The sequence below is a fragment of the Citrobacter pasteurii genome, from assembly GCF_019047765.1.
Lineage (GTDB): Bacteria > Pseudomonadota > Gammaproteobacteria > Enterobacterales > Enterobacteriaceae > Citrobacter > Citrobacter pasteurii.
In genome coordinates this window covers 1,610,296-1,622,442 of record NZ_CP077262.1, presented here as the reverse complement: position 1 = coordinate 1,622,442, position 12,147 = coordinate 1,610,296, and the positions used below count along the sequence as shown (strand labels likewise).

Annotated in this window: 8 protein-coding genes; 2 read left to right on the top strand and 6 right to left on the bottom strand. The window is 54.3% G+C overall.

The genetic code is table 11. The annotated features are described in order from the left end of the window. Positions 1-34: 34 nt before the first annotated feature. On the top strand, positions 35-1,225 hold the full coding sequence (gene hmpA / locus I6L54_RS07890; RefSeq protein ID WP_005130303.1) for an NO-inducible flavohemoprotein: 1,191 nt from the start codon (positions 35-37) through the stop codon (positions 1,223-1,225). 101 nt (positions 1,226-1,326) lie between these two features. Here hmpA and glnB read toward each other — a convergent pair whose 3' ends face one another. The 5 genes from glnB to purL all read right to left on the bottom strand — a co-directional run bounded on the left by glnB (position 1,327) and on the right by purL (position 9,779). Then, on the bottom strand, positions 1,327-1,665 hold the full coding sequence (gene glnB, locus I6L54_RS07885; RefSeq protein WP_002914032.1) for a nitrogen regulatory protein P-II: 339 nt from the start codon (positions 1,663-1,665) through the stop codon (positions 1,327-1,329). Positions 1,666-1,725: 60 nt separating this feature from the next. Next, a complete protein-coding gene (glrR, locus tag I6L54_RS07880) occupies positions 1,726-3,060 on the bottom strand; it encodes a two-component system response regulator GlrR (RefSeq protein WP_305764162.1) in 1,335 nt (444 codons plus the stop codon). Next, positions 3,060-3,803 (bottom strand): two-component system QseEF-associated lipoprotein QseG, encoded by a 744-nt coding sequence (qseG, locus tag I6L54_RS07875; protein ID WP_040233432.1) that lies wholly within the window; start codon positions 3,801-3,803, stop codon positions 3,060-3,062. The genes glrR and qseG overlap by 1 nt, the downstream gene beginning before the upstream one ends. A gap of 22 nt (positions 3,804-3,825) precedes the next feature. Beyond that, positions 3,826-5,256 (bottom strand): two component system sensor histidine kinase QseE/GlrK, encoded by a 1,431-nt coding sequence (gene qseE, locus I6L54_RS07870; RefSeq protein ID WP_137378424.1) that lies wholly within the window; start codon positions 5,254-5,256, stop codon positions 3,826-3,828. Positions 5,257-5,891: 635 nt separating this feature from the next. Then, a complete protein-coding gene (gene purL, locus I6L54_RS07865; RefSeq protein ID WP_040233430.1) occupies positions 5,892-9,779 on the bottom strand; it encodes a phosphoribosylformylglycinamidine synthase in 3,888 nt (1,295 codons plus the stop codon). A gap of 257 nt (positions 9,780-10,036) precedes the next feature. Between purL and mltF the strand changes: the two genes are divergently transcribed. Then, positions 10,037-11,587 (top strand): membrane-bound lytic murein transglycosylase MltF, encoded by a 1,551-nt coding sequence (gene mltF / locus I6L54_RS07860; RefSeq protein ID WP_040233426.1) that lies wholly within the window; start codon positions 10,037-10,039, stop codon positions 11,585-11,587. A gap of 12 nt (positions 11,588-11,599) precedes the next feature. Here the strand turns inward: mltF and tadA are convergent, their stop codons facing one another. Beyond that, on the bottom strand, positions 11,600-12,064 hold the full coding sequence (gene tadA, locus I6L54_RS07855; protein WP_229235875.1) for a tRNA adenosine(34) deaminase TadA: 465 nt from the start codon (positions 12,062-12,064) through the stop codon (positions 11,600-11,602). Between the last annotated feature and the right edge of the window lie 83 nt (positions 12,065-12,147).

Genomic DNA, 12,147 nt, shown 5'->3' with positions numbered 1-12,147 from the left:
TACATCATTAAAGTCTCAGATAAAGGAAGACCGTATGCTTGACGCACAAACCATCGCTACAGTGAAAGCCACCATTCCCCTGCTGGTTGAAACAGGTCCGAAGCTGACCGCCCATTTCTACGATCGCATGTTTACGCATAACCCAGAGCTGAAAGAAATTTTCAACATGAGTAACCAGCGTAATGGCGATCAGCGCGAGGCGCTGTTTAACGCGATTGCCGCGTATGCCAGCAATATCGAAAACCTGGCGGCGCTGTTGCCAGCGGTTGAGAAAATCGCGCAAAAGCATACCAGCTTCCAGATTAAACCAGAGCAGTACAACATCGTGGGTGGTCATTTGCTGGCAACGCTGGACGAAATGTTCAGCCCAGGCCAGGAAGTGCTGGATGCGTGGGGTAAAGCGTATGGTGTGCTGGCGAACGTTTTCATCAACCGTGAAGCGCAAATCTATAGCGAAAATGCCAATAAAAATGGCGGCTGGGAAGGTACTCGTCCTTTCCGCATCGTGGCAAAAACCCCACGCAGTGCACTGATCACCAGCTTTGAGTTTGAACCTGTCGATGGTGGCGCAGTAGCTGAATATCATCCGGGACAATACCTGGGCGTCTGGTTAAAGCCGGAAGGTTTCCCGCATCAGGAAATTCGTCAGTACTCACTGACCCGTAAACCTGATGGCAAAGGCTATCGTATTGCCGTTAAGCGTGAAGACGGTGGTCAGGTTTCCACCTGGCTGCACAACCATGCGAATGTTGGCGACGTTGTTCACCTGGCCGCACCTGCGGGCGATTTCTTTATGGACGTTGCGACCGACACCCCGGTATCTCTGATCTCCGCGGGCGTGGGACAAACCCCAATGCTGGCGATGCTGGACACGTTGGCAAAAGCGAAGCATACGGCGCAGGTTAACTGGTTCCACGCGGCAGAAAATGGCGATGTACATGCCTTCGCTGATGAAGTAAATGAACTCGGCAAAACGCTGCCACGCTTTAGTGCACACACCTGGTATCGTGAGCCAACCGAAGCCGATCGCGCGAAAGGTGCGTTTGATAGCGTAGGTCTGATGGATTTGAACAAGCTGGAAAGCGCAATCAGCGATCCGGCGATGCAGTTTTATCTGTGCGGTCCGGTTAGCTTTATGCAGTTTGCCGCAAAGCAGCTGGTTGGTCTGGGCGTAAAAAACGAGAACATTCATTACGAATGCTTCGGCCCGCATAAAGTCTTGTAATGTATTACGCGAGTAGGCCGGATAAGGCGTTTATGCCGCCATCCGGCAACCACCCTGCCTGATGCGTTACGCTTATCAGGCCTACAAATTAACGGCGTGGCTTAGATTGCCGCGTCGTCTTCTTCGCCGGTACGGATACGAATAACACGCGCCACATCGAAGACAAAAATCTTACCATCGCCGATCTTGCCGGTCTGGGCAGTACGAATAATGGTGTCGACGCAAGTATCGACAATATCGTCGGTAACCACAATTTCAATTTTTACCTTCGGCAGAAAATCCACCATATATTCCGCGCCACGGTACAGCTCGGTATGGCCTTTCTGACGGCCAAAGCCTTTCACTTCCGTTACCGTCATACCGGTAATGCCGACTTCGGCCAGAGCTTCGCGGACGTCGTCCAGCTTGAAGGGTTTAATAATCGCATCAATCTTTTTCATGCTATTCCTTGAAAAGGTCGCCTGTCTTTTGATCGAATAAAGCTAACATAATCCGCAGATTTATTCTTTGAAATCGTTTGCATCCAGCTCATGACGAGAGAGCAGCTTGTAGAACTCGGTGCGGTTGCGTCCCGCCATTCGCGCCGCATGGGTTACATTGCCCTTGGTGATTTGCAGCAGCTTACGCAGGTAGTTGAGTTCAAACTGGTTGCGCGCCTCAACAAAGGTCGGCAGCGCGGTATTCTCCCCTTCCAGTGCCTGCTCCACCAGCGCATCGCTGATCACTGGCGAAGAGGTCAACGCCACGCACTGCTCAATTACGTTGACCAGCTGACGCACGTTGCCCGGCCAGCTGGCGGTCATTAACCGCTTCATGGCATCGGTTGAAAAGGCGCGTACGAACGGTTTGTGCCGTTCAGCAGACTGGCGTAGCAGATGGTTTGCCAGCAGCGGAATATCTTCCGTACGTTCAGCCAGCGCCGGGATCTTCAGGCTCACTACGTTGAGGCGATAGTACAAATCCTCACGAAATTCCCCCCGCGCCATTGCTTTGGGTAAATCGCGGTGGGTCGCAGAAACGATCCGCACATCAATGTCGATATCGCGGTTACTGCCCAACGGTCTGACTTTTCGTTCCTGCAATACGCGCAGCAGTTTCACCTGTAACGGCGCAGGCATATCGCCAATCTCATCGAGAAACAGCGTGCCGCCTTCCGCGGCCTGAAACAGCCCTTCACGATTACTCACCGCGCCGGTAAAAGCGCCACGCGCATGACCAAACAGTTCAGACTCCAGCAGTTGTTCCGGCAGCGCGCCACAGTTAATGGCAATAAAGGGCTTGTGGTTGCGCGGGCTGGCGTTGTGAATAGCCTGGGCGAAAACTTCTTTCCCGGTTCCGCTTTGGCCGTTGATCAAGACACTAACATCCGATTGCGCCACCATTCGCGCCTGTTCCAGCAGACGTAGCATCAGCGGGCTGCGGGTGACAATGGACTCACGCCAACTGTCATCAGTAGCAGGCGCAGACTGTTCCAGCGCCCCGTCAATCGCGTGATATAACGCATCCTTGTCGACTGGCTTAGTGAGAAAACTGAAGACCCCTTGCTGGGTCGCCGCAACGGCATCCGGGATGGAGCCGTGAGCGGTCAGGATAATCACCGGCATGCCCGGCTGCACTTTCTGGATTTCAGTAAACAGCTGCATGCCGTCCATTTCATCCATGCGCAGATCGCTAATAACCAGATCCACTTTTTCGCGATTCAGCACCCGTAGCCCTTCCTGCCCGCTTTCCGCGGTCACGACGCTGTAGCCTTCACTGGTCAGTCGCATTCCAAGTAATTTCAACAGACCCGGGTCATCATCCACCAGCAGCAGATGCGCAGGCTTACGGCTTATCATGGCGTTACCTCATCGGCTGGCGGCGTGGCGCCATTCTCGTCATCGGGCGTGGTGAGTTTATCGTTCCCGTGCGGCGCATCAGGATTGTAGCTCCCGGCGGGTTTGCGCGTGGAAAGCTGGCGCTCAATATCGGTCAGATTCTCCAGCTTGCGGGTCGTGAGATCGAGCTGGGACTGCAAATGCTGTTGCTGTTGACGCAGCGTATCGAGATCGCTGTCTGACGACTGCTGGAGTTTACTGTAGCGCAGGCGCTCTTCGGCAAGCTGTAACTGCAACATTTGATTACGGAACCAGGCCTGATAAAGCGGTCGAACCTGAGTCGGAATTTGTGGGTTTAACGCGTCGAGACGCGTAACTACCTCCCGCCGTTCAGGCGGGGTAATACGGGCGTTATCAAGCAGGATCCCGCGTTTGAAAGCGCCCTGCCAGGAATCTGTGAGTTGAGCACTGGCTTCACTGCGCGCCTGCACCGGCATCATGCGATCGGCACAGTCCATCGCCCGCAGCCAGTACAGCGGGTTGGTTTCTGTGGACTGGCCAGACAGCGACCAGATATCCGTACAGTCGGTTGCAAGGTAGTCCGCCAGTTGATGCGGCGGAATTTTCTCCTGAGAAGGATCGCCGATGATATGATTCACCGCGTTCGGAACGCAGCCAACCAGCGCCAGACACGGCAGGCTTGCGAGGATAACGCGACGGAAAAAATGTCGTTTAAGCATTCGAACAACAACGTAAGGCATACTCACCAGACTTAGGTTTATTTTAGTGATTTTTCGCAGCAGCTAGCGGCAGCTCTATGCGAAAACAAACGTTTTGCGCATGGTCATCAACCAGATACAGTTTGCCCCGCATACGGCGGATGCAATCTCTGGCAATGCTCAGCCCCAATCCGCTTCCTTTTACCGCCCCTTTTCGCTGATGGCTTCCCTGGAAAAAAGGCTCGAAGATCATGGTCTGTTCCGCTTCTGGAATCGGTGTGCCGGTATTCATTACATCAATATATACCGTTGAGCCATGCAAACTGCTGCGGATCCAAATGTTACCGGATTCAGCGCCGTAGTGCACCGCATTGGAATAAAGATTGTCCAGCACGCTCATCAACAGCATCGGTTCCGCCAGGCAGGCGTTCACCGCAAGCGCAACATCAGTATGTATCATTTTGGCGCGAGCGGGCAGGCTATGCGCAGAAACCACGCTTTCCACCAGCGGCGCGATTTCTACACTTTCAAGCTCAACCTCATCATCCGCCAGCTTGCGGTTGTAATCGAGAAGCTGCTCAATCAGTTTTTGCAAGTTGCGGCTGCTGTCATCGAGGATGCCGACCACCTCTTTTTGCTCCGGTGTTAACGGGCCCACTACCTGATCGGCCAGCAATTCGGTACCTTCGCGCATACTCGCCAGCGGTGTTTTCAGCTCATGAGAAAGATGGCGTAAAAACTGATGCCGCTGCGACTCAAGCCAGGAAAGACGTTCGCTCAGCCAGATAATGCGCTGCCCCACGGATCGCAGCTCACGGGGCCCGGTAAATAATACGCTATCGCCCAGTGAGCGCCCTTCCCCCAGACGGTTGATCATCCGCTCGATGCCCTTCACCGGGCCGATAATCATGCGGGTAAACAGCAGCACCATCGCCAGGCTAACGAGAAACAGCAGCAGCGCCTGCCAGCCAAAGAACTGACCACGTTCGGCAATTTCTTGTTGTAACTGCTGACCACGCGAGAAAACCACGGTACGTGTGGCCTGCACCATGTCGGTATTCGCATTAGCGAAGGCTTCCAGGTGGGCTGCTGCCACGCTGTCAGGGCCGCTGTTACGACACTGCAATTGGGCGAGATCGTTGAGATCCTGCCGCAACGCCTGGTAGAGCTTGTTGTCCGGCAACACGCCCGCATGTGCATCCAGCATGTCGCTATAACGTTTACGCTGGCTCTGGTAAACCTTTGCCAGCGTCGGATCATCCAGCACACAATACTGTCGGTAGCTACGCTCCATCTCGAGGGCAGCATTGGTCATCGCTTCACTGCGTCGGGCGTCAATCAACGTAGTTCGGTTAGTCAGCGCTGCCTGCGCGCTCAGGGCATTCAGACTTTGCCACGCCTGCCAGGCCAAAACTAACAACGGCAGCAGGATCAGCAAAAATGCCAGCGTCACCAATTGACGTAAAGATCGGGGGAAAACAGACAAGCGCTTCAAGGCGTTACTCTCAATGGACGGAAATAGATTGATGCTAACTGAGGGGAACGTCAGATACAACAAAGCCGGGATTAACCCGGCTTTGTTATGGAATAAGGCGGTGCCTAACTCGACGTTTCGCCCGAAGGTTGATATGAGCTTCGCTAATATCAGATGTTGGACGGCAGGCACCTTGTTGTGCGTCATTCGAAGTTTATGTAGCACGTCCCGAAGGGGCTGACATAAGAAGGTGAATGAGCCACTGGTTAATATTATGCAGCATCTGTGCCAATATTCAAAACACTTTATTAACACAATGATAAATATAGAAAATATGATTATTTATTTGAGAAATGATTTTGACCATTTTTCACCCACACCGTCGCCAATCAGCAACACCTGTAGCATTTAAAAACAAATTCTTTATAAATCAAAAAATTAAATGTCTCTTTTTGACGACAACGCCACCTCACCTATGTCGGCATTTCCCGACACTTTACTTTTAGGTGCAAACGCTGAGTTTATTGCCGGATAGCGGCGTGAACGCCTTATCCGGCCTACAACCGCATTTCCCCGTAAGCCTGATAAGCGTAGCGTCATCAGACGGCAGACAAAAAAAAGCCCCTCACGAGAGGGGCTTGATGATCATAGGCTAATTATCCAAGCTGTTTACGCGCGTTGCGGAAGATACGCATCCACGGGCTATCCTCGCCCCAGTTTTCCGGGTGCCAGGAGTTGCTCACGGTACGGAACACGCGTTCCGGGTGTGGCATCATAATGGTGACGCGACCATTTTCAGTGGTCACAGCAGTAATACCGTTCGGCGAACCGTTCGGGTTAGCCGGGTAAGCCTCGGTCACCTTACCGAAGTTATCAACGTAGCGCAGTGCCACCAGACCTTTGCTCTCAAGCTGAGCCAGATGCGCACCGTCACGCACTTCCACACGACCTTCACCGTGAGAAACGGCAATCGGCATCATCGACCCCACCATATCGGCAAGCAGTAAAGATGGGCTTTGCGTCACTTCGACTAGGCTGAAGCGGGCTTCAAAGCGGTCGGAGTGGTTACGCACAAAGCGCGGCCACAGGTCGCTTCCGGGGATTAGCTCACGCAGGTTAGACATCATCTGGCAACCGTTACACACGCCGAGTGCCAGCGTTTGCGGGCGATGGAAGAAGGTTTCGAACTCATCACGCACACGGTTGTTGAACAGAATTGACTTCGCCCAACCTTCGCCTGCGCCAAGCACATCGCCGTAAGAGAAGCCACCACAAGCCACCAGCGCCTGGAAGTTACCCAGGCCGATGCGTCCGCCCAGCAGGTCGCTCATGTGTACATCGATGGCGTCAAAGCCCGCACGGTGGAAAGCCGCCGCCATTTCGACGTGGGAGTTAACGCCCTGCTCGCGCAGCACGGCCACTTTCGGACGCGCGCCAGTGGCGATGTACGGCGCGGCAATATCTTCGTTGATATCAAACGACAGTTTAACGTTAAGGCCTGGGTCGGCATCGTTGGTTTTAGCGTCGTGTTCCTGATCGGCACACTCCGGGTTGTCGCGCAGACGCTGCATCTGCCAGGTGGTTTCCGCCCACCACATACGCATCGTGGTGCGGCTTTCGCTGAACACCGCATGACCGTCTGCTTCAACCACAAAGCGGTCGCCCTGCACGGCTTGACCCAGATAGTGCACGCAATCGGCCAGGCCATGTTGAGCCAGCAACGCCTCAACCGCGTCACGATCGGCTGCCCGAACCTGAATCACCGCGCCCAGCTCTTCGTTAAACAGCGCCGCCAGACGATCGTCACCCAGAGAGTGAATATCAGCTTCAATACCGCAGTGACCGGTGAAAGCCATTTCCGCCAGCGTAACCAGCAGTCCGCCGTCGGAACGGTCATGGTAGGCCAGCAGCTTACGCTGTGCGACCAGCGCCTGAATGGCGTCGTAGAAGCCTTTCAGCTGCTCTACGTTACGCACATCGGCAGGCTTATCCCCCAGTTGACGGTAAACCTGCGCCAGCGCCGTCGCGCCCAACGCGTTGTGACCAAGACCAAGGTCAATCAGCAACAGGGCGTTGTCTTCAGTAGAAAGCTGCGGGGTAATCGTGTGGCGCACGTCTTCCACGCGGGCAAAGGCGGTGATCACCAGCGACAGCGGCGAGGTCATTTCACGCTGTTCGTTGCCTTCCTGCCAGCGGGTTTTCATCGACATAGAGTCTTTGCCCACCGGAATGGTCAGGCCAAGCGCCGGACATAATTCTTCCCCAACGGCTTTTACCGCTTCGTACAGTCCGGCGTCTTCGCCAGGGTGACCTGCAGCCGCCATCCAGTTGGCCGACAGTTTAATACGTTTGATATCGCCAATCTGCGTTGCCGCAATGTTGGTCAGCGCCTCACCTACAGCCAGACGCGCAGAGGCTGAGAAGTCGAGCAATGCGACTGGCGCGCGCTCGCCGAGAGACATCGCTTCGCCGTAGTAGCTATCGAGGCTTGCGGTAGTGACCGCGCAGTTGGCGACCGGGATCTGCCATGGACCAACCATCTGATCACGCGCCACCATACCGGTAACGGTACGGTCACCGATAGTCACGAGGAACGTTTTCTCCGCGACAGTTGGCAGATGCAGCACGCGGTTAACCGCATCTGCAATCGAGATTTCACTACGATTCAGGGCATCGCCTTTGGCTTTCAGCGTCTGCACATCGCGGGTCATTTTCGGTGTTTTACCCAGCAGCACATCGAGTGGCATGTCGATCGGCTGGTTGTCGAAGTGGCTGTCGCTCAAGGTCAGATGCTGTTCTTCGGTGGCTTCACCGATCACCGCGTACGGCGCGCGCTCGCGCTTACACAGTTCGTCAAACAGCGGTAGCTGATCGGCAGCAACCGCCAGCACGTAGCGCTCCTGGGATTCGTTACACCAGATTTCCAGCGGGCTCATGCCCGGCTCGTCGCTGAGGATGTCACGCAGCTGGAACTTACCGCCGCGGCCGCCATCGCTGACCAGCTCCGGCATGGCGTTAGACAGGCCACCCGCGCCAACGTCATGGATAAACAGGATCGGGTTGGCATCGCCCATCTGCCAGCAGCGGTCGATAACTTCCTGGCAACGACGTTCCATTTCCGGGTTATCACGCTGTACAGAAGCGAAATCAAGATCGGCATCAGACTGGCCAGAAGCCATAGAGGAGGCTGCCCCGCCGCCAAGGCCAATGTTCATCGCCGGGCCGCCGAGGACGATCAGCTTGGCGCCAACGACGATCTCGCCCTTCTGCACGTGATCGGCACGGATGTTACCGATCCCGCCTGCCAGCATGATCGGTTTATGGTAACCGCGCAGCTCTTCGCCGTTATGGCTGTTGACCTTTTCTTCATAGGTGCGGAAGTAGCCGGTCAGCGCCGGGCGACCAAATTCGTTGTTAAACGCCGCGCCGCCCAGCGGGCCTTCAGTCATGATGTCGAGCGCGGTGACAATACGATCCGGCTTACCAAAGTCCTCTTCCCAAGGCTGTTCAAAGCCAGGAATACGCAGGTTGGAGACGGAGAAGCCTACCAGCCCGGCTTTCGGTTTTGCACCACGACCAGTTGCACCCTCATCGCGGATTTCTCCGCCGGAGCCGGTTGCCGCACCTGGCCACGGAGAGATAGCCGTCGGGTGGTTATGAGTTTCTACCTTCATCAGGATGTGGGCTGGTTCCTGATGGAAATCGTAGCGGCCGGTTTTGTGATCGGCAAAATAGCGGCCCACTTCAGAACCTTCCATTACCGCGGCGTTGTCTTTATAGGCAGACAACACGTGGTCCGGCGTGGTTTCGAAGGTATTCTTGATCATCTTGAACAGCGACTTAGGCTGTTGTTTACCGTCGATAATCCAGTCAGCGTTAAAAATCTTGTGGCGGCAGTGCTCGGAGTTAGCCTGCGCAAACATATACAGTTCAATGTCGTTCGGGTTGCGTCCCAGTTTGGTGAACGCATCCTGCAGATAGTCGATTTCGTCTTCCGCCAGCGCCAAACCCAGACGCAGGTTAGCGTCGATCAGCGCCTGACGTCCCTCACCCAGCAGATCAACGCTTAAGACCGGTGCTGGCTGGTGATGAACAAACAGTTTTTCGGCATCGTTCAGCGCAGGGAAAACCGTTTCCATCATGCGATCGTGCAGTTCGTCGGCAACCATCTGCCACTGCTCAGCGGTCAGCGTAGAGGCCTCAACATACCAGGCAATGCCACGTTCCAGACGGCTAATCTGCTGCAGGCCACAGTTGTGGGCAATATCAGTCGCTTTAGAAGACCACGGGGAGATGGTGCCAGGGCGAGGCGTAACCAGCAGCAGTTTGCCTTCAGGGGCGTGGCTGTGAAGAGCAGGACCATATTTCAGCAGACGTGCTAGCTGCGCGTGCTCATCCTCATTCAACGGTGCATTCAGATCGGCAAAATGGACGTACTCGGCGTAAATATTGTGGACCTGGAGGTTGGCAGCCTGAAAACGTGCCAGCAGTTTGTTAATACGGAATGCAGACAGTGCAGGTGAACCACGCAGAATTTCCATCATAAGTCTCTCGTCTTCTAAGCTTTCGGTGTGCCCAAGTGGGGGAAACGGGCGTCATTATAAAGAATCTGGCGCGTCGACGAAACCGTTTGCGTCGAAATAAAATCACAACCATTTCTTATCATCAAATGCGGTCTGGTTTCTGAATAAGTTGCCAACTGGCGCAAGTTTAAGCAAAATGCCGCTCATTAATGACAACTTCACTTCTTAATCAGCACCACAGCAGGCAGAGAAAACGTACGGTTCAGAGAATTAACTAATTGAAAAAATTAAAGATTAATTATCTGTTCATCGGCATATTAACGCTGTTGTTGGCAGCGGCCCTTTGGCCATCTATCCCCTGGTTCGGTAAAGCCGACAATCGTATCGCCGCCATTCAGTCGCGGGGAGAGCTGCGCGTCAGTACCATCGACTCACCGCTCACTTATGCCACGCTTAATGGGAAAAAGTTTGGCCTGGATTACGAACTGACTAAAGCCTTCGCCAACTACCTGGGTGTGAAGCTGAAAATCACCGTACGCCAGAACATCAGCCAGCTTTTTGACGACCTGGATAACGGTAATGCCGATCTGTTAGCCGCAGGCCTGGTCTATAACAGCGAGCGCGTTAAAAATTATCAGCCGGGTCCGACCTACTATTCCGTATCGCAACAACTGGTGTATCGGGTTGGGCAATATCGCCCTCGCAGCCTTGCCAGTGTGACCGATAATCAGCTGACCATAGCCCCGGGACACGTGGTGATAAACGACCTCCAGCAGTTAAAAGAAAAAAAATACCCGGACCTGAGCTGGAACGTTGATGAGAAAAAGGGCACCACTGAACTGCTTGATGATGTTATCGCCGGAAAGCTGGATTACACCATTGCCGATTCCGTTGCCATCAGCTTATACCAGCGCGTTCATCCTGAGCTGGCCGTGGCGCTGGACGTCTCCGACGAACAGCCGGTGACCTGGTTTAGTCGTCTGGACGACGACAACACGCTATCTGCCGCGCTGTTGGATTTCTTTAATACCATGAATGAAGATGGTTCTTTGGCGCGACTGGAAGAGAAGTATCTTGGGCATGGCGATGATTTTGACTATGTCGATACCCGCACCTTTTTGCGCGCCGTAGACAGCGTATTACCGGACCTCAAGCCGCTCTTTGAGAAGTATGCGCAAGAGATAGACTGGCGACTGCTCGCGGCAATATCCTATCAGGAGTCACACTGGGACGCGCAGGCGACTTCCCCGACCGGTGTACGCGGGCTGATGATGCTGACCAAAAATACCGCCCAGAGTCTCGGGCTAACTGATCGTACCGACGCCGAACAAAGCATCAGCGGCGGCGCGCGGTATTTGCAGGACATGATGAGTAAAGTGCCGGATACCGTCCCCGAAGGAGAACGCATCTGGTTTGCACTTGCGGCCTACAACATGGGGTATGCGCACATGCTGGATGCCCGGGCGCTAACGGTGAAAACCAAAGGCAATCCGAACAGTTGGTCCGACGTAAAACAGCGGCTACCGCTGCTCAGCCAAAAGCCGTATTACAACAAGCTGACCTATGGCTATGCGCGTGGCCACGAAGCTTACGCCTATGTGGAAAACATCCGTAAATACCAGATTAGCCTGGTGGGGTATCTGCAGGAGAAAGAAAAACAGGCGCAGGAAACGCAGCAACTGGCTCAGAATTACCCTGCGGTGTCACCGACTGAGCTGTTGGGTAAAGATAAATTTCCACTTTCAGCCTTTCTGACTCAGACGTCGTCAAACTATCTGTCGCACTCCCCTTCTCTGCTGTTTTCAGCACAGAAGAAAGAGGACAAGTAGTCTGGTTGGTATTTACTGATTGGCGGATTTTTTCAGCGCTTTGATTTCCTGCCGACGCATGCGGAAAAAATCACTGAGCAGCGTGGCGCATTCATCCCGTAACACCCCTTCGGTCACCTCAACCCGATGATTCATTCCAGGGTGATGCAGCACATCCATTAATGACCCGGCAGCGCCCGTTTTCGCATCGCGTGCGCCAAAAACCACCCGGCCAATACGACTATGGACCATCGCGCCTGCACACATCACGCACGGCTCCAGAGTGACGTACAGCGTGGCATCTAACAGACGGTAGTTTTGTAGTACCAGGCCGCCCTGACGCAGCGCCATAATCTCAGCGTGAGCAGTCGGATCATGGTGGCCGATCGGACGGTTCCAGCCTTCGCCAATCACGCGGTTGTTATGCACTAATACTGCACCCACCGGGACTTCACGCTCATCCCAGGCGCGTTTAGCCAGCGTTAAGGCGTGACGCATCCAGTATTCGTGGCTAAATTCAACTTCAGACAAAGGGGTTACTCCACCAATAAAAGCGGGCGCATTATACACAGACGCTATCG